The sequence below is a fragment of the Methanolobus psychrotolerans genome (assembly GCF_002243045.1).
Lineage (GTDB): Archaea > Halobacteriota > Methanosarcinia > Methanosarcinales > Methanosarcinaceae > Methanolobus > Methanolobus psychrotolerans.
The window spans coordinates 1-17,995 of the sequence record NZ_MBKP01000003.1 but is presented as its reverse complement, the minus strand read 5'-3'; the positions used below and the strand labels follow the sequence as shown (position 1 = coordinate 17,995).

At 38.8% G+C, this 17,995-nt stretch carries 25 protein-coding genes and 1 pseudogene; 11 read left to right on the top strand and 15 right to left on the bottom strand.

Going from position 1 to position 17,995, the window contains the following annotated elements; translation table 11 throughout:
• Positions 1-11 precede the first annotated feature (11 nt).
• Entirely contained in the window at positions 12-773 is a 762-nt protein-coding gene (locus BB781_RS00530; protein WP_094226548.1) for a GNAT family N-acetyltransferase, read from the top strand.
• Positions 774-801: 28 nt separating this feature from the next.
• Positions 802-1,383, top strand: a complete 582-nt coding sequence (locus BB781_RS00525; RefSeq protein ID WP_094226547.1) for a hypothetical protein — start codon at positions 802-804, stop codon at positions 1,381-1,383.
• A 10-nt stretch (positions 1,384-1,393) separates the two neighbouring features.
• On the opposite strand, the gene BB781_RS00520 is transcribed toward BB781_RS00525, so the two are convergent.
• A complete protein-coding gene (locus BB781_RS00520) occupies positions 1,394-2,104 on the bottom strand; it encodes an RAD55 family ATPase (RefSeq protein WP_094226546.1) in 711 nt (236 codons plus the stop codon).
• Between the two features lie 161 nt (positions 2,105-2,265).
• On the opposite strand from BB781_RS00520, the gene BB781_RS00515 reads away from it, so the two are divergent.
• Both BB781_RS00515 and BB781_RS00510 read left to right on the top strand, forming a co-directional pair.
• Positions 2,266-2,682, top strand: coding sequence for a helix-turn-helix domain-containing protein (locus tag BB781_RS00515; RefSeq protein WP_164997735.1), 417 nt, complete (start codon positions 2,266-2,268; stop codon positions 2,680-2,682).
• A 5-nt stretch (positions 2,683-2,687) separates the two neighbouring features.
• Positions 2,688-3,413, top strand: a complete 726-nt coding sequence (locus BB781_RS00510) for a MinD/ParA family ATP-binding protein (RefSeq protein WP_094226544.1) — start codon at positions 2,688-2,690, stop codon at positions 3,411-3,413.
• Between the two features lie 15 nt (positions 3,414-3,428).
• Here BB781_RS00510 and BB781_RS00505 read toward each other — a convergent pair whose 3' ends face one another.
• Complete coding sequence (locus BB781_RS00505; RefSeq protein WP_129582591.1) at positions 3,429-4,106, bottom strand: hypothetical protein; 678 nt, start codon at positions 4,104-4,106, stop codon at positions 3,429-3,431.
• A 202-nt stretch (positions 4,107-4,308) separates the two neighbouring features.
• Here BB781_RS00505 and BB781_RS16285 point away from each other — a divergent pair, with 202 nt between their 5' ends.
• Together BB781_RS16285 and BB781_RS00500 are read left to right on the top strand one after the other, a co-directional pair.
• The gene (locus BB781_RS16285) at positions 4,309-4,434 is read left to right on the top strand and encodes a hypothetical protein (RefSeq protein ID WP_277985471.1); all 126 of its coding nucleotides are present in this window, start codon (positions 4,309-4,311) and stop codon (positions 4,432-4,434) included.
• On the top strand, positions 4,431-4,643 hold the full coding sequence (locus BB781_RS00500; protein ID WP_094226542.1) for a hypothetical protein: 213 nt from the start codon (positions 4,431-4,433) through the stop codon (positions 4,641-4,643). Before BB781_RS16285 ends, BB781_RS00500 begins: the two co-directional genes overlap by 4 nt.
• Before the next feature lie 26 nt (positions 4,644-4,669).
• Here BB781_RS00500 and BB781_RS00495 read toward each other — a convergent pair whose 3' ends face one another.
• A complete protein-coding gene (locus tag BB781_RS00495) occupies positions 4,670-5,050 on the bottom strand; it encodes a transcriptional regulator protein (RefSeq protein ID WP_094226541.1) in 381 nt (126 codons plus the stop codon).
• A gap of 104 nt (positions 5,051-5,154) precedes the next feature.
• Positions 5,155-6,309, bottom strand: a complete 1,155-nt coding sequence (locus tag BB781_RS00490) for a DUF2117 family protein (protein ID WP_094226540.1) — start codon at positions 6,307-6,309, stop codon at positions 5,155-5,157.
• A gap of 78 nt (positions 6,310-6,387) precedes the next feature.
• Here BB781_RS00490 and BB781_RS00485 point away from each other — a divergent pair, with 78 nt between their 5' ends.
• On the top strand, positions 6,388-7,083 hold the full coding sequence (locus tag BB781_RS00485; RefSeq protein WP_094226539.1) for a metal-dependent hydrolase: 696 nt from the start codon (positions 6,388-6,390) through the stop codon (positions 7,081-7,083).
• A 435-nt stretch (positions 7,084-7,518) separates the two neighbouring features.
• Here BB781_RS00485 and BB781_RS00480 read toward each other — a convergent pair whose 3' ends face one another.
• On the bottom strand, positions 7,519-9,105 hold the full coding sequence (locus tag BB781_RS00480) for a sodium:solute symporter family protein (protein ID WP_094226538.1): 1,587 nt from the start codon (positions 9,103-9,105) through the stop codon (positions 7,519-7,521).
• The gene (locus tag BB781_RS16280) at positions 9,105-9,230 is read right to left on the bottom strand and encodes a symporter small accessory protein (protein ID WP_277985470.1); all 126 of its coding nucleotides are present in this window, start codon (positions 9,228-9,230) and stop codon (positions 9,105-9,107) included. Before BB781_RS16280 ends, BB781_RS00480 begins: the two co-directional genes overlap by 1 nt.
• A gap of 414 nt (positions 9,231-9,644) precedes the next feature.
• Between BB781_RS16280 and BB781_RS00475 the strand changes: the two genes are divergently transcribed.
• Positions 9,645-9,905 (top strand): hypothetical protein, encoded by a 261-nt coding sequence (locus BB781_RS00475; RefSeq protein ID WP_094226537.1) that lies wholly within the window; start codon positions 9,645-9,647, stop codon positions 9,903-9,905.
• A gap of 79 nt (positions 9,906-9,984) precedes the next feature.
• Here BB781_RS00475 and BB781_RS00470 read toward each other — a convergent pair whose 3' ends face one another.
• The 4 genes from BB781_RS00470 to BB781_RS00460 all read right to left on the bottom strand — a co-directional run bounded on the left by BB781_RS00470 (position 9,985) and on the right by BB781_RS00460 (position 13,357).
• Positions 9,985-10,179, bottom strand: a complete 195-nt coding sequence (locus BB781_RS00470; RefSeq protein WP_129582590.1) for a hypothetical protein — start codon at positions 10,177-10,179, stop codon at positions 9,985-9,987.
• 322 nt (positions 10,180-10,501) lie between these two features.
• Entirely contained in the window at positions 10,502-12,091 is a 1,590-nt protein-coding gene (locus tag BB781_RS00465) for a sodium:solute symporter family protein (protein ID WP_094226535.1), read from the bottom strand.
• The gene (locus tag BB781_RS16395; RefSeq protein ID WP_340637500.1) at positions 12,091-12,210 is read right to left on the bottom strand and encodes a symporter small accessory protein; all 120 of its coding nucleotides are present in this window, start codon (positions 12,208-12,210) and stop codon (positions 12,091-12,093) included. Before BB781_RS16395 ends, BB781_RS00465 begins: the two co-directional genes overlap by 1 nt.
• A gap of 283 nt (positions 12,211-12,493) precedes the next feature.
• On the bottom strand, positions 12,494-13,357 hold the full coding sequence (locus tag BB781_RS00460; RefSeq protein ID WP_094226534.1) for a class I SAM-dependent methyltransferase: 864 nt from the start codon (positions 13,355-13,357) through the stop codon (positions 12,494-12,496).
• 178 nt (positions 13,358-13,535) lie between these two features.
• Here BB781_RS00460 and BB781_RS00455 point away from each other — a divergent pair, with 178 nt between their 5' ends.
• The 3 genes and pseudogenes from BB781_RS00455 to BB781_RS00450 all read left to right on the top strand — a co-directional run bounded on the left by BB781_RS00455 (position 13,536) and on the right by BB781_RS00450 (position 13,970).
• Positions 13,536-13,718, top strand: a complete 183-nt coding sequence (locus BB781_RS00455; RefSeq protein WP_094226533.1) for a 4Fe-4S binding protein — start codon at positions 13,536-13,538, stop codon at positions 13,716-13,718.
• Positions 13,709-13,765: pseudogene (locus tag BB781_RS16425) on the top strand (hypothetical protein); the annotation flags it as partial. The gene BB781_RS00455 and the pseudogene BB781_RS16425, both read left to right, overlap by 10 nt.
• The gene (locus BB781_RS00450) at positions 13,743-13,970 is read left to right on the top strand and encodes a thioredoxin family protein (RefSeq protein ID WP_394335320.1); all 228 of its coding nucleotides are present in this window, start codon (positions 13,743-13,745) and stop codon (positions 13,968-13,970) included. The pseudogene BB781_RS16425 and the gene BB781_RS00450, both read left to right, overlap by 23 nt.
• Positions 13,971-14,205: 235 nt before the next feature.
• Here BB781_RS00450 and BB781_RS00445 read toward each other — a convergent pair whose 3' ends face one another.
• From BB781_RS00445 to BB781_RS00420, 5 genes are all read right to left on the bottom strand, one after another.
• The gene (locus tag BB781_RS00445) at positions 14,206-15,510 is read right to left on the bottom strand and encodes a M18 family aminopeptidase (RefSeq protein ID WP_094226634.1); all 1,305 of its coding nucleotides are present in this window, start codon (positions 15,508-15,510) and stop codon (positions 14,206-14,208) included.
• 384 nt (positions 15,511-15,894) lie between these two features.
• Positions 15,895-16,398: a MarR family winged helix-turn-helix transcriptional regulator gene (locus tag BB781_RS00435; RefSeq protein WP_094226531.1), complete on the bottom strand. Its 504-nt coding sequence runs from the start codon at positions 16,396-16,398 to the stop codon at positions 15,895-15,897.
• Between the two features lie 150 nt (positions 16,399-16,548).
• Entirely contained in the window at positions 16,549-17,094 is a 546-nt protein-coding gene (gene fpoB, locus BB781_RS00430) for a F(420)H(2) dehydrogenase subunit B (RefSeq protein WP_094226530.1), read from the bottom strand.
• Between the two features lie 398 nt (positions 17,095-17,492).
• Positions 17,493-17,771 carry a DUF2798 domain-containing protein gene (locus BB781_RS00425; protein WP_242492483.1) on the bottom strand — a complete coding sequence of 93 codons (279 nt, stop codon included), beginning with the start codon at positions 17,769-17,771 and terminating at the stop codon, positions 17,493-17,495.
• Complete coding sequence (locus tag BB781_RS00420) at positions 17,768-17,938, bottom strand: hypothetical protein (RefSeq protein WP_207205222.1); 171 nt, start codon at positions 17,936-17,938, stop codon at positions 17,768-17,770. Before BB781_RS00420 ends, BB781_RS00425 begins: the two co-directional genes overlap by 4 nt.
• Positions 17,939-17,995: the final 57 nt, after the last annotated feature.

Sequence of the window (17,995 nt, the reverse complement as noted above, 5' to 3'; positions counted from 1 at the left end):
GATGATCTAGAATGTCGATTGAAGGTTTGAGCATATTACATATGGCTGGACATGTCAGCTATGGTTTATTGGAAACAGGCTCATCGGTGGATCAGCTCAATATAGATATTGGACACGCCAATAACGTGGGTTTCAATTATTTCCATAATAAGTTTGGTATGCCATATGACTTCCTGCTGAAAAGTTCAATAAGCTCGGGACATTCACTTTTTGTTGCTATCCAGGGTTCTGAGCACCTTTTGGGTTTTGCACGATTTGAAAAAATATCCGATGAAACAGAGAAGACCTACAGGGGCAAAACGAATATTGTGAACTATTCTGTTCATCTTCTCAGGAGCATAGAGATCCATCCGGCACACCGTCATGTAGGCATTGGACGTTTGTTATTTGCGATTGCTGTCAAAAATTTAGAAACTAATGTTATTACGTTGCCTGACAACCCGGGAGCAGCCAGGTTCTTTAAAGATAAGCTGAAATTCAAACGGTTAAATCCAAATAACAATGGCCTTTCTCCCAGATACAAGGATTACCTGATACTTCCATATCCTCGGGCTAAGGATACATTAAAAGTCATGGCTGGCAGTTATCCGCGAATGGTCATGCCTGAGCTTATAGGAAGATATGAGGCACTGAAGTTTAAATACAATATGGGTAAGTCCATATCAAAGGAAGAGCTCAGAGATTTCCAGCAGCTTTTTGAAAATTCAAGGGAGCTTCTGGATAATAAACTCATGGACGAAATGGATTCATTTCTTAAGGGATTTGAAATTTAATAAATGATAAAAAGATTCAGGTGATGTCTTGGCAAATTTAGATATGCAGCGATTGCGTAAGAATTTATTGAAATATTATGGTAGATACAATGCATTGTCAGGCAATACTTATGAACTGTCGGCTAATATGGGTGTTGAGAGTTGTGCTGCTGTAATAGATGATATTACAAGTTATCTCCTCAAGCCTGCAGAAAGGAATATACGACTTGAATTAATGCAGATGTTCAAGGATTGTGAGAACCCTGAAATTCCTTATTTTGAAGTTGTAATGGATATTATGCAATTCATGAATGAATTCGTGGGCGATCCGCATACTGTGGAACTTATTTTTACCAGGGTCAATAACGATGTTGCAAGAAAGAAGCTTGAAGTTGATGATAAGATCTACTATAAAAATGACGAGTGGACTTCACAAATAGCTGAAGGTGCAATGCAAAAACTGAGGGATTCGGGGACAGAGCGTGATTATCAGTTCATGATAGACCAGCTCACTGATGTCCTTTCTCATTTTACGAGTGAAGATGGAATAAAGAATGTGCGTATGAGACTTAATAATATAATTAAAAATCACAGCCAGCGTGAACTCAAAGCTCTGGATCTTCATCTTTGATCTGAATACGTTATCCTGGAGGTACCGGGTTCCTCTGGCAGTTTAAAAAAACGAATCCATCATCTGTGATAGTGAATTTGTGTTTCCCCATTGTAAAATCACTCCCTCGTTCTTTGATTATCTCAAGATACCTATGGGGTATTTGTTCTTCAATATCGGTGCCAAGTACAATTACTGTATCGAAGATATATGACCATATACTGGATTGTATATTTGAAGCAGGTATTTCTCCGGTTGCCATGAGTAGTATGTCATTCTCATCAAATTCCTGGAACAGATTCTGGATAAAATATCTTAATTCGAACTTATGGAATGGTCTTTCATCAAATGTACTTTCAATGTCCTCAAAGATATTAATGGTATCAATAACAACCCGGGATGGTTTGTCTTTAAGTACATTCTCATTCATATATTCGAATATGGCAAAATCTCCTTTTGCCACGACGTCTGAATTGATGGAAACTATCTTTATTTTTTCGTCTATCAGTTTTTCATTATAGAATGAGAAGGAAGACAAATCCCGGATTATCTTGTCCCTTGATTCGGAAAGCATTGAAACATATACGCATTTTTCTCCAAGTTTTGCGGCATTGAACAATGACTGCAAGCATAGGGTCGTCTTACCTGTTCCACATGAGCCTGCGATAAGAACAGATGATGGTTTTATAAGTCCCCCATGGAGAAGAATATCCATTTTTGTGACATAGAATGGTTTTCTCATGCGGTCCACTACTTCTCATATGTTGGGATATTTTATAAGTTTGTCGTAAATCTAAACAGATCAAAAATCATTATTAATATCTTTTCAAACGTATTTGAGCAACTTTATATATTATCAGACCTATTAAATTGGATATAACATCCAAATCACTTTTCTCGACGTTGATAATCATGTCTGACCTGCATAATAACAATAGAATTTTAACATATCTGAGTGATATAAACGAGCGTTTGACATCACTGGAGTTACGTCTGGCTGATCTTGAATCCCGTAATTCTCCTCACGTCAATGATAAAATGGCTGTTTTTCTCACAGTTCCTGATTCTATCCGCAAATCTTTGTTTGCGGTTTCTAAACTGAACTCCTGTACCGCAGATGAGGTAAGTGAGATTACAGGAAGGCATCGCTCTATTGAAAACAAATACCTTAACGAGCTTTATAGGGCTGGATGGATTGAAAGGGACAGGAAAGGTAAAAAGATATATTATTCTTTAAGCAAGAAAATAGACAGTAAGAATAATGATTACTGGTCTGCGGTGGAAGAAGTTGAAAACAAACTTAGTAAGTTACTTGGGTGAGGTTGATGCTGTTAAGTTTTCATTCTTATAAGGGCGGCACTGGAAAGACTACATTTGTAGGAAATCTCGGGGTCATGCTTGCGCAGCAGGGTAAAAAAGTGTGTCTAATAGATACGGATGTGAACGGTCCTGGTATACATTCGTTGTTTGACATCAGGTATGAAATGACGCTGATAGATTTCCTTCAAGGTGTTTGCCGTGCTGATGAGGTCGTTTACAGGTATGAAGATACAAATGTTTTCATTGTTCCTTCTAAAGCCTGTGAGGAAGATATCTCTGCCATGTTCAATACTCCGGGTGAGGCAAGGGAGAAACTGCTGGAACTTGTAAGGAAAATAAGGGATAAGTATGGTATTGATCATTTCCTGTTCGACTGCAGTCCGGGAATAAATAAATCAAGTCTTCTGACCATGAATGTAGTGGACAAGGCAACAATTGTGTCAACTATTGACCTTCAGGATATAAGGGGTACCTATCTGTTATCAAGTATGTCCGGTAAGCTGGGAACCCGGGCAACTCTGCTCTTTAACAGAATACCTCTGGAAAAGAAAGATGAGATAAGTGAGATAGTTTCTGATTTCAGTAACAGGCTTGGAACAGAGCTACTTGGACTTATATCTTACGACGAGTCAGTAGCAAAGGCATGGTCCAGGAAAATCCCTATGAAGGACGATCCTGACTGCAATTATTGTGCTCAGTTAAAAACAATAGCAGAAAAGTTGATGAAATAGGATATTCTGTGATAGTTACATTGATGTCCTGTATTCTTCAATGCTCTGACCTACTATCCTGTCAAGTTCTTTTTTCTCTTCCGGGGTCAGGCTGAAGATTTCTCTAATTTTATTTAAATCATTTTGCAGGTAAGGCTCAAGATGTAAAATGTTTCTGCTTGTATCATATTTGATATCTATAAGTTCATCATTTGTTTTTTTCATTCTTTTGTTTTTTAGTACAAATTCATTTTTGAAATATGGAATAAGCTCGGTTCTGATAAGGGGGTTCATTTCTTCTTCATTGACCATTGTTACAAGTGTACTGTTATACTCTTCATTCTTGCGAAGCAGGACTGAAATAAAATGAATATATGGCTGGCTGTTTTGTTCCGGTTTGAAGGTAGTCAGGTCTGCAAGTAGTATGAGATGTTTGCTTTTGGAAAGCATTTTATCGATTTTGATTAATGTGCTGGTAAAATTCCTGAACACATGGAATGAAGTTACTCTTTCTACATCCAAACTGCACATTTGTCCGTTTTCGTTCCAGTATATCCAGATCACTGGCAGAAATTCCTGTTTTTCCATCTCGCATGTGAGTAATCTTATAATTTCTGCAGATCCGGAATCTTTGTTATAGCAAAAAACTGAGCTTTTCTCTTTAAGTACTTCAAGGAGTACCATCAGTGTTTGGTTTTGTTTACTAATGCTCATTCTATTTTTGTCACTACCATTTTATTGGTTTCAATGTATAATATTACTGTAAAGGGTAGGATTTATAATTTTCTAAATAATCTGCTATACTTTAAACATTTTATTTATTCTTGCTATATTATCGTTTGGATTATATGATATGGTTTTTGTTTCCCGAAAAGGTTAATACCTATTGCAGCAGATTTAATTCGAGGTGTTTCGTATGTCAAAGTTCCATAAAAGAGACTATGAACGTAAAGGTGATAAGAAAAACGAAGAACTGGATGCAAAACTATTACAGGAAAACCTCAATGACCTAAAGTCCCCGGATGGTGAGATCGCAGATTGACCTTAAGTATCAATATTGAATTGATCAATTCGGACCTTTCAAGTAAACAATTGATTGTTCCGAATGGAACTACTTATGAAAACGTACTGGACATTCTTGGTATAAACCAGGAAACTGTCCTTATTTTAAAAGAAAAACAGGTTGTCCCCGTTGATGGAATAGCGGTGTCCGGCAATTTGACCATTATGTGTATTGCATCACAGGGATAAATATTGACCGGACACTATCAATAAATTCACATTCTCTTTGTAATGTCTTTAAGTTTAGTGATGGCATCCATCGTTGTTTTTGTGTCTTCGATTATCTTCTGTTCATAGTGTTTGATGATATCTTCAACAGGTGCAGAGAGTTTGTAGATCTTTGTAGGTCTGCCTTTCCCAATTGCTTTCTTGTTGTGGATATCGATCCAGCTTCTTTCGCGCATATGCCTCATGGCAACGCTTACTTCTGGCTGTCTAAGGCCAGTGCTCATTTCTATTTCCTGAGATGATGCTTCCTGCACATTTGAAAGGTATGTGAGAGTGGTTGCAACGTTCCTTGACATTCCCAGGCTTTTCAGTGCTTCTATGAACTTATAGTCTGTGTCATCCAGTATCTTTACTTCAAAGTCTTTCATAAATAATAACCCCTTATTTAAGTTGTGCTCTAATGAGCTCTATTCCATAGTATGTCATTATTATATTTAAAGTTATATATGCGCAAAATTAAAACACTTAATAATTAATAATCTGTGCTAAAAATGAAATACTTTTTCGATAATGAGAATATATTATTCCTGAGCGAGTTAAGCGAATCAAAAATACAGGAATTTCTTCCATTAAATATTTGCTTTCGTATTTCTTTTCCAATAATATCATCACTGCCTGGCTGTAATCTAAGCACAGTTGAACCTGGGTATATGTGTTTCATGTGTGAGAATCCATCAATATCTCCATCTGTTATTCCTATTATGGGTATTCTCAACCTGAAAAGTATGTCTGCGGCAATATCTGTTGTATCGTCACCTATTGTTACTGCAACATTAGCATCTCCTATCAGCTCAAACGTTCTCTCAGCTTCATGGTCAATGATGACTGCTTTTATTTTTTCTCCCCGATCAGTGGAATCTGCTTCATTTTCTGATGCAAATTTGAACATTTTTCCTTTTTTACGGACAGAAAAGTTATTACTTCTAAGCGGTCCGCTTTTTACCCAGGAGCTTTTAAGGTCAATAGGTATTCTCTTATTATATCCATGGATTTTTTCAAGTCCGTGTTCTTTGATCCTTGCCCCACTGATCTCTTTAATGAAGCCATCTTCGCTTATTATCTGTATGTTTTCTGATTGTGCAAATCCCACGATTATTCCGTTGATCATTATTTTTTCTCCGGGGAGTACACCGTAAACATTTCTTATGATGCGACGTCCGTGATCTTCCACACTTATAGGGATAATCTGCTCAGGAACATCTGATATTTCCAGACCAAGAACCTTTGCCATTTTTATTGCAAATTCAAGGGAATCCGCATTCCATGGTACTATCTTTCCATCAGGCATTCCTGGTCTTTCAATGTGAATAAGAGGTTTTATATTGCGATCTTTAAGCCTTGAAATCACTATATTTGCAAATAGAATGCCATTTTGTGTTGTTTTTCCATGATTCAGCAGAAAAACAACGTCTTTTGTAGTGAAGCATTCTTCTATGCAACGGCTTGGTTTTAGGTTTTCTGTGATGTCAATGATCTCTTCAAGATGAGCATCGAGAACTGCTGTTTTACCAATAGTTCCTGCCATTATGGCAGAAGTATTTCCATATTCCTTAAGTTTATCGAGAACTGCCTTTGCCATGCCGGAATCGACAACATCAGGTCCGTGGATAATTACGCCTATTTCCATACAACCTTTTTTAGTGATCTTTTACAATTATACTTTCTGCCGACAAACTATTATTTTGATAAGCTCATTTTGCACTGTATGAACAACATTCGATTGACATGGCTTGGTCATTCTTGCTTTCAGATAGATGCTGCAGGGATTACTGTACTCATTGATCCGTTCATAACGGATAATCCAAAAGCCATTGTTAGGGCTGAAGAACTAAATCCTGATATCATTGCAGTCACACACGGTCATGATGATCATCTTGGTGATACTGTCAGTATAGCAAAGAGAACCGGTTGCACGGTTGTGTGTATCCATGAGATGTCCCGGTATCTGGGATCAAAAGGAATTAAGACAGCAGGAATGAATATTGGGGGAACTATTGAGCTAGACGGTATTCTTTTCACAATGACGGATGCAAGGCATTCTTCATCTATTGATGAATCCAGCTGGAGCTTTGATGGTGGGCGGGCAGCAGGTTTTGTTATCAGGGCAGGGATTGTCTCAATCTACCATGCAGGGGATACAGGTATTTTCGGGGACATGGAGCTGATATCAAGACTTTACCATCCTGATGTTGCCATTCTTCCAATAGGGGGAAGGTATACTATGGATGCCCGAGATGCCGCACTTGCAGTTGGGATGTTGCGTCCTGGAATTGCAATTCCGATGCATTATAATACATTCGACGTTATTTCTCAGGATCCAAATGTTTTTTGTGAGCATGTAAAAACAGTATCTGGAACAGAAGTTGTAATTATGGAAATTGGCAGCTCCATAATTTTATAATGAAACGCTTATAAATGATGCACTTGATTTTTATATGCTACGGATAGGTTTATATTTGATTATGTCGAACTTAGATTAGGCAAAAGTCGAGTTATATTTATTATAAAATACATATCCCCTCTGGTTCTCGTCATACGGCTTTTGCCTGCCAGTTCATCTTCTTTGTAATAATTATTGGTAACTATTCAGCCTGATAATAACACTATCAATAGCAATCTTGACAAAAAGTTGAGACCTAAATTTCATTAGAATCATTTATTTTGATTGTTGCTATTGATTGCTTTTTTGATTATTAGGTTGTTAGTGAGCAAACATCTCCGTTTCGATGAAATCAGTATCAATAAGCAGATTGTAGTAGGCTGAATAGTTACCATTAAAAAACGATGATTGATCTAAAAAAGAAGGTCGGGCATTTAATGCCCGGATAAGAAGTTCCTATTTTTTAAAGCATGCTTCAAGATGTTTCTGTGGGGTTGGTTTTGTTACAAGGCTTACAACAATTGCAGCAATAATGGCAAGTGGTGTAGCTACAAGTATGGGATCTACAATTGTCCATGTGCCTGTCAGGATAGTGTCAACACCAAAGATGGCCTTGCTGATCCCAAGTGGTACAGCTTCTGATTTATGCACAAATGCAAGCCAGAAAAGGCTTGAAAATGTTCCTACCAGCAAACTTGCTATGGCTCCTTCTTTTGTCATGCGTTTCCAGAAAAGGGCACCAGCGTACATTGGCAGGAACGCTGCTGCACAAAGTCCGAAGAAAATTGCCGTTGCCTTTGCAATGATACTTATTGGAAGTATGTAGGCCAGAACAACACTTGCAAGGATTGTAAATGCAATTGATGCTTTAGTAATGTTAATTGTATGACCAAGTTCTCCCTTTTTGAGGTACTCACGGTAAAAATCATGACCAATGGACGTTCCCATTGTATGGAACTGGGAACTCAGGGTAGACATGGCCGCTGCAAGAAGGGTCAGCATGAAAAGAACAACAAAAGTCGAAGGCATGGCACTGTTGATAAATTCTGGTATTATAAGATCAGTGTTTCCTCCGGCAACGGCAAGAGATATCATTCCCTTTGTGTTGAAGAAATATACATTTGATAATGCACCAACTGTAAAGGCAACTCCTGTCATCATGAGAATGAATGGTCCGCCAACAAGTACAGCCCGGTTGAGTGCTTTGTCATCCTTTACAGTCATGAACCGGACTGCAAGTTGTGGTTGTGCAATTACTCCTATTCCCACACCAAGTACAAGTGTTGACACAAGCGACCACCAGATGGGTGACCCGAAAGCCGGCATTGAGGTCCATCCCAAGTGTCCCCCTGCAGCAAGGCTTTCAGGCACAAGGTTATTCATAGCTGTAAGTGCAGAATGGGCGGCAGTAATTCCTCCAAGTTTGATGTAAGTAAAAGCCAGCAGGAATACCATTCCAATGAACATGAGGGTACCCTGCAGGGCATCAGTATACATAACAGCAATAAGTCCTCCTGTGATTACATATGCAGCAACGATGACCGTGAGAATAAGCACAGCAACATCATAGTTTATGCTGAGGGTGGTTTCAAGGAACCTTGCTCCTCCGATAAGTACAATACCTGCGTACAGTGGCATGAATATGCCTATAAGTGCTCCTGAAAATCCCTGGATGAATCTGGACTGAAAACGTCTTCCAAGGAGTTCCGGGAATGTAACAGCTTTAAGATTCAGGCCCATACGACGTGTTTTTGAACCGAATATAACAAATGCTATGAATATTCCTACAAAAATATTCATGAAGGCAAGCCAGAGAAGTCCCATACCAAGGGCACCGGCAGCTCCTCCAAACCCTACAATTGCGGATGTGCTGATAAAGGTGGCACCATAGGACAGTGCAAGTATATATGGATGTATCTTCCTTCCTGCCACCATGTAATCTTCGGTTTCTTTTGTTTTCTTGTATCCAAGCCATCCGAGGTAAAAGATCACCATCAGATAAATCAGTATGATAATTCCAAGTACAGGTGTGCTCAATGCCACTATGCCACCTCTCCATCATCTGAATCATCGTTCCATTTGAGGGCTCCATAGATTATGCAGCCTATAGCGCTTACAAAACAAAGTATATATGCAAGCCATATTTGTGGGTCATCTATTCCAAGCATTTTTAATCCTTCTTATATTTCTTATAGTCGATCATGACAGTTGCTAATATGTCATATGTTAGCATGACACTCTATTTAAAGTTTAGGAAAAGATATTGCATGCCTGCGGCTGATTAAATGACAGAATAAAAGAGATTTCTTTATGTTCCCAATTCACGTAATAAAGGAAAGTTGTGCTAATGTCATCTAATTTTAATCCAAATTAAAAAGATAACCAGATTACCTTATTACCTTGTAACATACAAGTAATTTGAATACATTATTCTGGATAGTTTTCAGTGGAGGATAGAAATAAATGTATGGTATTTCATCTTATAGTCCAAGGCATGTTTTTAGGATATACATTTACAAGCCTTGTGTAAACGAGACGCTTGATACTTTATTGATAAATGATGAAATATTGGAGTGTGGAAAATGAGTGAATATGAATTACCCGACAGTCAAAAAAAAGCCCTGGATAATTGGATAATGCAAAATATACTCCCACAAAAAACACCAAGTAAAACTCACCCTAGTTATGCGCTTAAACTTCTGTTTGAACAATCGCCAGATGGTTTCTTTATAACAAATAAGCAGTTTAAAGAAGCGATGGTCAGGTGTGAGTTCGTACCTGTAAATAAAAATAAATTGAATTGGGATTTCCGGGTTACCCTAAAATCGTCAGGTTCAAAATAATCAAAATGAGGTTATAAGGCTAGCAGATATTCAAAAAACGTATCCATTTTTCCATAATAAAGGAAAGTGCAAAAAATGACTATTCTCTTTTTTCATCATTATTTTTATGTTTCTTATACAATGCCAAATAGAATGAACCAATACATAGATAAAGTGCCCCTAATGCCATATATGCGCTGTTTTTGCCGATTCCTGCAGCGATAAAAAAGCATATTGCTCCCACATACCATAAAACAGCTACAATTGAGTATGACTTTTTTTTCATGTTGCTCATTCCCCCTTGTTCTTGCCCTATAAAAAAATCTTCGCATCAAATTAGGGGTTATGGTGATGTCATAGTATCATCGGACTGTAATCTAAATTGCTAAGTAAAGGAAAGTTTTCCAACAGCATCCAAAAAAGCACATTTTGATTTACATACAATCTCGGTTTTACTACAAAGCCGAAGGAAGAAATTCTCCAATTAGTTTGCATAATCGGAAACTTTTGTACTACCTCAAAATGCCAGCATCCAATTTTCCAATGCAAAAATAAGAAAAGCGTGTCAATAAAACAAAATCCATTTTATTGACTGCTTCTCAAAAAAAAGGAAAGTATTATTCTCTCTTAAAGCACAGGTCAATATGCTCTTTTGATGCAGGTTTTGTCATAAGGCTCACTACTATGGCAACTATGATAGATAGTGGTGTGGCCACAAGTATCGGGTCTATAACGGTCCATGTACCTGTAAGCAATGTAACTTTACCAAACAGTGCCTGGCTAATACCCAGTGCGCTTGCTTCTTTTACGTGAACGAATGTGAGCCAGAAAAGGCTACTGAACGTTCCGACAAGAAGACTTGCAATTGCTCCTTCTTTTGTCATGCGTTTCCAGAAGATGGCTCCTGAGTACATTGGAAGGAAAGCTGCTGCACAGAGTCCAAAGAAGATCGCTGTTGCCCTTGCTATAATTCCTGGCGGGAGAATGTATGCGAGTACTACACTGGCCATGATTGTCGTTGCAATACCAACTCTTGTGAGGGTGATAGTCTTTCCGATCTTCCCCTTCATCACAAACTCACGGTAAAAGTCATGTCCAAATGCTGTACCCATAGCATGGAACTGGGAACTTAGCGTTGACATGGCTGCTGCAAGCAGGGTAAGCAGGAAGAACACAACGAAATAATCAGGCATTGCACTGTTGATGTATTCAGGCATTATTTTGTCGATGTTCCCTCCTGCAACATCAATTGACAGCATTCCTTTTGTGTCAAAGAAATATACATTTGATAGTGCACCGACAATGTAGGCAACACCTGCCATCATAAAGATAAAAGGCCCACCTGAAAGGACCGCTCTTTTCAGTGAACGGGTGTTCTTCACTGTCATAAAACGTACAGCCAGCTGTGGCTGCGCAAGCACTCCGATGCCTACTCCAAGTATTATGGTAGATACAAGTGTCCACCATGTGGGTGAGCCTAAAGCTGGCATTGATGTCCATCCGTTATGTCCGACGGCGGCCAAATTATCGGGAACCAGGTATGCCATGTTCGTGAGTGCCTGATGTGCTTCAATAACACCGCCAAGCTTTGAATATGTTAATACAAGCAGGATGCCCATTCCAATGAACATCAATACTCCCTGCAAGGCATCAGTATACATAACAGCAATAAGTCCGCCTGTTATGACATAGGCTGCAACGATTATGGCAAGTATAAGAACAGCAACGTTATAGTTAATATCAAGGGCAGTTTCCATAAAACGTGCTCCTCCTATCAGGACACTGCCTGCATAAAGCGGCATAAAAATGGTGATTAGTGCACCTGAGAATCCCTGAATGAATCTGGACTGGAACCTTCTTCCAATTAGTTCAGGGAATGTAACAGCTTTCAGATTGACACCAATACGCCTGGTTCTGGAGCCGAATACAACAAAGGCGATAAAGATGCCAACAAAAATGTTCATGACGACCAGCCACAGGATGCCCATACCAAATGCACCGGCATATCCTCCGAATCCAATGATCGCGGATGTGCTGATAAATGCGGCTCCATAGGAGAATGCAAGTACGAAAGGATTGACCTTTCTTCCAGCCAGCATATAATCATCAGTATTTTTTGTCTGTTTGTAACCAAGCCAGCCAAGATAGAAAACCACTATCATGTAGGCAGCAACTGCTATTCCAAGAATGGGTGAACTGACAGCCATCAGTTATCATCCTCTTCATTATCATTCCAATGTATCAGTCCATAAATTATGCATCCTATGGCACTGATAAAACATAATAAATATGCTATCCAGATTTGCGGATCGTTTATTCCTAGCATTTTTGCATCACCAACAAATAACATTATTAATAATGCTATCTGTTAACATGATACGTACTTTAACTTTTCGATATTATGCAGGAATTAGATGCCTTTTCCAGCGGGCATAAGTTATAAATATTAACAATTCATAGTGGATTTAGTGTTAAAAATAAAATAGTTTGTAACACTTATGTGCAATCAAGTAAAAATGTTTCCAGGTGGTTTACCTCCCGAAGGGTTCGGATATTGCACATCTGTTTTTACCGCGGGTGCGATACACCCGCTCCTCCTACGTTTTGCTTTACTTCAACTTTGCACGCACGAAAACGGCCCTGCTAATCTGTTCTGTCTCTGCGGAAAAACCGGCATTTTCAAAATGGTTTACCCAGTCCTGTATACCTCTTTCTGTTCCATGATGATGGTCAAGAGGCTCTACAGCTAGTATTTTTCCTCCTTTGTTAAGGACTCTTCTTATTTCTGAAAGAGCCTTCGGTATGTCATCAAGATGATGGAGCATGAAGAAGCATGTTATAGTTTCAAATTTCCCGTCATCAAAAGGAAGTTCATAAACACTGGCCGCTGTAAAAGACACATTTTTAATATCATAGGCAACAGCATTCAAACGACACTGTTTCATGGTATCTTCCAGAAGGTCGATCCCAGTTATTTTTGATCCGGGATTCATCCTTGCCATTTTCAGAGTTATACTTCCGACTCCACATCCCACATCAAGTATTGCCTTGCTGTTTGCCTCCGGGAGTGCTGCCTCCATTGTCTGTCTTTTGAGTATTTCCATCTCTGCCGCAGGGAAGTCTGCTTCCTGATTATCAAAGGCAGTGTAAGGAACGATACCATAAACAGAAGACATGTTTGCTGCAAAAAGACCTTTGAAGTATATCTTATTTCCATCCTTTTTTATAAGCTCAACAACTGAAACTCCTGCGTTCCTGCAGAATCTCCTGTTCCACTCTTTTCTTTTTTCAGGGAACTCCATTTTCAGAGGATCATGGATTACAATGTAATGTGAATAGTCTTCAAAGAGAAGTCCGTTTGGATCTTTTTCTTCCAGTTCAATTATACTTACGCTTTCCTTCCAGAGAGCAAGGAGCTGCATTGTTTCTTCATCTGCGAAATTTGACACTTTTCCTATGGGTTTGAATGGCATATGTTCCAATTGTATTTTTCAGATATACTCTTGATGGTTTGCTGAAGATTCTATTTTATATTTACAACAGCTTTAAACAAGCAAATTTGAGAAAAAAATCTTAGGTTCCGTTGAACTGACAGTTATATTAAATAGAAGGTACTGACATTCTCCTATCAAAAAGGAAGTGTTTACAAAAATGGTCCTAGTTGCAGTTTATGATAATAAATGTACAGGCTGCGGTTCATGTGTAGATGCTTGTCAGAATGATATACTTGAACTCAAGGATGGGTTATGTTTCCCTGCAGGAATGAGTTCATGCAAGTACTGTATGGATTGCGTTGCATCCTGTGAGTATGATGCCATAAAAGTATTTGTTTAAACCAAAGAGATGAACAATATGAAAATAGAGATATTAGGTACCGGTTGTCCCAAATGCAACAAAACAAAGAAGTTCGTAGAAGAGGCAGTTGCTCAGGCAGGTGTCGACGCTGAGATTGTGAAGGTCGAGGACATGAATGGCATACTCGCATATGGGGTGCTGATAACTCCCGCTGTTGTTGTCGATGGAGAAGTGAAGATAGTTGGCAGGGTTCCAAAGGTCGATGAAGTAATAGAATGGATCACAAGATAAATCATTAGGAGTTCCAAAGATACATTATGGGATCTGTATAAAAAATACAACCTAAGCTTTGAGAAGATCCCGGTTATAATGAAAACCTGAACGAAATTTACTTTTTGTTTTAGTTTCAAAGAACGGTCAATAAAGGTGTCCAGGGTCTTGAGGTTTGAGGTAGAGTGATGGTGACAAGAACAAAAAAAGATAAAATTACAGAGCCATTGAATTTATAAGTTATTAAATATATATATCACTCCTCCAATTGAAAAAATGTACTGAATATCTTGATGGAATCCAGGAAGTCCTGTTTACCCATCAGTTCCCTGGCTGAATGCATTGCCAGCATCGGCACTCCTGCATCCACCACATGAACAGGCACATATTTGCTAAGTAAAGGGCCCAGGGTCGTTCCTCCGGGTTGGTCTGAATGGTTCACGAATTTTTGGTATTTCACATGGGCTTTGTCACACAGCTGCTGAAAAGCTGCAATAGTCTCCACTTCCGATGCATAGGAACGATTACAACTGATCTTAATAGCAATTCCTTTGTTCATCACAGGCTTGTTGGTGATATCGCTCTTTTCACTGTAATTGGGATGAAAGCCATGAGCACCGTCTGCCGAGATCACAAACAAGTTCATCTCCTGATGGATGGATTGTTGTTCCGTTCCCGTTGTTCCCATACGGATCCTTGCCAGTATATTGCTCAGCATCACGGAGTCAGCACCTTGCCGGGTCGCAGAACCGATCTCTTCATTGTCCATAAATGCCACCATGTTGATCCCGTTCTGATGATTTGATTCTACAAGAGCTTCCATAGCAGCATATATCATGGACAGATCGTCGATTCTCGGACAGGAGATGAATTCCTCTTTTGAGCCCACCAACATACCTTCTTCACTACAATAGACGTTCAAGTCCATGTCCAGAATATCTTCAGGATTAACTCCTGCTTCCTCTGCAACCAGATCCAGCAGATAATTATCCTTGATCTCATCTTCGATCAACTGGGTCAAGAGAGGTTGCATTTCTTTTTGAACCTTGATCTCCACACCTTTATTGACCTCGCGGTTCATATGGATGGCCAGATTCGGGATGATAAGTATAGGTCTTTGAAAATCCAGATGGATCACTTTTGGCTTCAGAACCTCATCGGACTTCACCGCTATTCTTCCGGCAATGGATAAAGGACGATCGAACCATGTATTAAGAATAGGTCCGCCGTAACGTTCCACATTTAGTGTCAACATTCCTTCACTGTTCACCTCCGGATTGGGTTTTATCCGAAACCCGGGATTATCCGTATGTGCAGCGATCATCTTCACCCATTTTGACGGAAATTGACCGCTTCCGATAGTAAAGCCCACCAACATGGAAGGATAAGGGGTAAGATAGTATTTTCCCGATGCATTCAATGTCCATATCTCATTTATTTCCAATTCCCTAAAACCTTCAGCGTCCAGACGTTCTCTTATGGCATCCACTGTCTGAACGGATGTTGTCGCTTTTTTCGTAAATCCAAAAAAATCCCTGGTATAATTCCTGATACGATCCATATTTTCCACCTTTTTCATGTTGCTCATATGCATTCAGCTTTGTAATGGGCTTTGAATTAGTTTCTTTCCATAGCGTCTCACTGTGTGAGGGATCACATAATGACAAAATCTTTTTTATTTTGTTTTAGCACCATAGTATAATAGCTTCTCAGGATACTTAATACTGTAACTTATGCTGACAAGAAAAAGATGGAACTAGGCTCCATCGACATGCATACCTTATTCTGAATGGAATAAAATGGGATTCTCTGAGGGTACTTTGCATTATATGAAGAAGAATGGCGAAGCTAATAGACCATTTATTCTTAATGCTCATGTAAGAGAAAGGTTGGAGATGTGCAATGGATATTGATTTTGAATTTGGTTAGAAATACTGTAATATATTTAAGGTTTCATACTTTTGTCTTGAATCTGCCAATGATCCTTCAGGGGGAAAGCCTTCCGCTTCTTGTCATCTTTTTCGTATGCAACTTCGTAGATATTTTGTGATATCCTCCTGAGTAGATCTCTTGCTTGTTTTTTCTCTTCCTCTGTGAATCCTGTCATTGAAGCTTCTTCCAGCTCACTATCAATTATGGATATTTTTGGAATGAGTTCCTCACCCTTTTCCGTGAAATAAATGCGCACAGCTCGCCGATCATTTTCATCAGTGACACGTTTGACAAAGTCTTTATTTTCAAGGATATTGACTGCCCGGGTAATACTTGCCTGGTCTATAACAAGATGTCTGGCAAGTGTGTCATGTGTTAGTCCCTGCTCATGAGAAAGCATCAGGAGTACGAAGAATTGGCCTGCAGAAAGACCAAGTTCTTTCATTTTATGGTTCAATCTCACAAAACTACTACGATAGGCTATTGTAATGAAGGCTCCGACGGGTACAGTATCCATTTATTACTCCTTGCTGTTGTAACAATAATAATATTGAAGTGACTATTTAATGATATTGTTCATGTTTCCCGTTTACATACTCGCATGTTTACTTTGCTTGCAATCTCATAGATCGTTTACACTTTTCTATAATTAACTTCTGTTGATTCATCAATAATCAATAGCTTTATCCTTCTTTGATTCTATCTTTTTCTGTAGTTCAACAAAACCCTGGATAATGGCTTCAGGTCTTGGCGGACATCCAGGAACATAAACATCAACTGGAAATATTTCATCCATATTCTGATGAGTACTGTAGGATTCATAAAAAGGGCCACCACTTATAGCACAGTCTCCAATAGCTATCACCCATTTTGGTGCAGGCATCTGGTCCCATATCCTTCTCAAAGCAGGAAGATACTTCTTTGTCACATACCCACTGATGAGAAGTACATCTGCGTGTCTTGGGGAATTACGTGGAAGAATACCAAAACGATCCGTGTCGAAGTGAGCCATACCTACAGCAATCAACTCAACGCCACAACAACCCATTGCATTTACTGCAAACCACAATGAATTTTTACGTCCCCAGTTGATAACGCCCTGAACCTTTGTCTTTTTTATAAAATTAGCGATACTGTTTGATTCAGTGAGTGCTATACCAGGAACGTCATTATATGTCACCAGCTCCATATTATTTTGCTCTAAATCGTCCATTTAAGAATCTCCTTTTTTGATTAAGATGCTATATGCTTGTTATGACAACAGTTGTCATGACAATAGTTGTTACGACAAGTATTTTCATGTAATCTAATATTTAAGGATATTGCTTAAATTTAGAACAAGGAATCTTGAATCTTGAAATATTTTCAAATCAAAGAAGACTCTTAATTTTTGCAAGCATGCTCATAGGATTGCAAGGCAGGATTTTGACGATATAACGCAAAATACTAAACTATCTTGTATTGTAGATGAAAAAAGGTAGGATACTTTAAAGGTACATTTCGTTCTATGAAAAAATGCAAAGGCAGATAAGTTCTTTACGCTTAATGTCTACGCAAGGGAACACTTAAGAACGTGGGAAAAACAAAAAAGAGGGGTTTTAATTACGAAAATCATTTCGCCATATCAACAATAGAACCTTCTGGGAATATTATCCTAAATACAAAACCAACAAGTGGGCCCGCAACAAACACTACTAAAGGATATGCAAATATAGCACTGATAACAAGATTATAAACCCAAGTTAAAAGTAGATCTTTTGAAAAACCAACTGTTAAAATCGAAAAAAACAATGACATTAAAGTTGCCATTCCACCAACGAAAACTAATGCAGTTATAGCTCTTTTCTGAAAAGAGGTATGATGGTGTTTCCTATATTCCCGCTCATTCATAACGAGCCTGGCGGGTTCACTCCCATGTCATAATACAGCTCTTTTTGTTTCTCCAGCATCTCCCCTACCCGAAGCGATTTGCCTGGCTGTTCAAAACATTCAATGACATCCAGTTTATCCAATAGACCCGGCAACGTGTAATCCTTGAGAAGACCTTTCATTTGCATCTGTTTTTTGATATAGGACCGGTATATCAATGCTACAACCTGTGCTTGACAAATTTA

Excerpts from the sequence above, each read along its gene's own strand:
- BB781_RS16395 (WP_340637500.1), bottom strand. The coding sequence starts at position 12,210 with ATGCTAGGAATAAACGATCCGCAAATCTGGATAGCATATTTATTATGT.
- BB781_RS00460 (WP_094226534.1), bottom strand. The coding sequence starts at position 13,357 with ATGCCATTCAAACCCATAGGAAAAGTGTCAAATTTCGCAGATGAAGAA.
- BB781_RS00485 (WP_094226539.1), top strand. The coding sequence starts at position 6,388 with ATGAACAACATTCGATTGACATGGCTTGGTCATTCTTGCTTTCAGATA.
- BB781_RS00475 (WP_094226537.1), top strand. The coding sequence starts at position 9,645 with ATGAGTGAATATGAATTACCCGACAGTCAAAAAAAAGCCCTGGATAAT.
- BB781_RS00435 (WP_094226531.1), bottom strand. The coding sequence starts at position 16,398 with ATGGATACTGTACCCGTCGGAGCCTTCATTACAATAGCCTATCGTAGT.
- BB781_RS00510 (WP_094226544.1), top strand. The coding sequence starts at position 2,688 with ATGCTGTTAAGTTTTCATTCTTATAAGGGCGGCACTGGAAAGACTACA.
- BB781_RS00470 (WP_129582590.1), bottom strand. The coding sequence starts at position 10,179 with ATGAGCAACATGAAAAAAAAGTCATACTCAATTGTAGCTGTTTTATGG.
- BB781_RS00445 (WP_094226634.1), bottom strand. The coding sequence starts at position 15,510 with ATGGATCGTATCAGGAATTATACCAGGGATTTTTTTGGATTTACGAAA.
- BB781_RS00425 (WP_242492483.1), bottom strand. The coding sequence starts at position 17,771 with ATGAATGAGCGGGAATATAGGAAACACCATCATACCTCTTTTCAGAAA.
- BB781_RS00490 (WP_094226540.1), bottom strand. The coding sequence starts at position 6,309 with ATGGAAATAGGCGTAATTATCCACGGACCTGATGTTGTCGATTCCGGC.
- BB781_RS00530 (WP_094226548.1), top strand. The coding sequence starts at position 12 with ATGTCGATTGAAGGTTTGAGCATATTACATATGGCTGGACATGTCAGC.
- BB781_RS16280 (WP_277985470.1), bottom strand. The coding sequence starts at position 9,230 with ATGCTTGGAATAGATGACCCACAAATATGGCTTGCATATATACTTTGT.
- BB781_RS00520 (WP_094226546.1), bottom strand. The coding sequence starts at position 2,104 with ATGAGAAAACCATTCTATGTCACAAAAATGGATATTCTTCTCCATGGG.
- BB781_RS00420 (WP_207205222.1), bottom strand. The coding sequence starts at position 17,938 with ATGCAAATGAAAGGTCTTCTCAAGGATTACACGTTGCCGGGTCTATTG.
- BB781_RS16285 (WP_277985471.1), top strand. The coding sequence starts at position 4,309 with ATGTCAAAGTTCCATAAAAGAGACTATGAACGTAAAGGTGATAAGAAA.
- BB781_RS00505 (WP_129582591.1), bottom strand. The coding sequence starts at position 4,106 with ATGAGCATTAGTAAACAAAACCAAACACTGATGGTACTCCTTGAAGTA.
- BB781_RS00465 (WP_094226535.1), bottom strand. The coding sequence starts at position 12,091 with ATGGCTGTCAGTTCACCCATTCTTGGAATAGCAGTTGCTGCCTACATG.
- fpoB (WP_094226530.1), bottom strand. The coding sequence starts at position 17,094 with ATGGACGATTTAGAGCAAAATAATATGGAGCTGGTGACATATAATGAC.
- BB781_RS00495 (WP_094226541.1), bottom strand. The coding sequence starts at position 5,050 with ATGAAAGACTTTGAAGTAAAGATACTGGATGACACAGACTATAAGTTC.
- BB781_RS00455 (WP_094226533.1), top strand. The coding sequence starts at position 13,536 with ATGGTCCTAGTTGCAGTTTATGATAATAAATGTACAGGCTGCGGTTCA.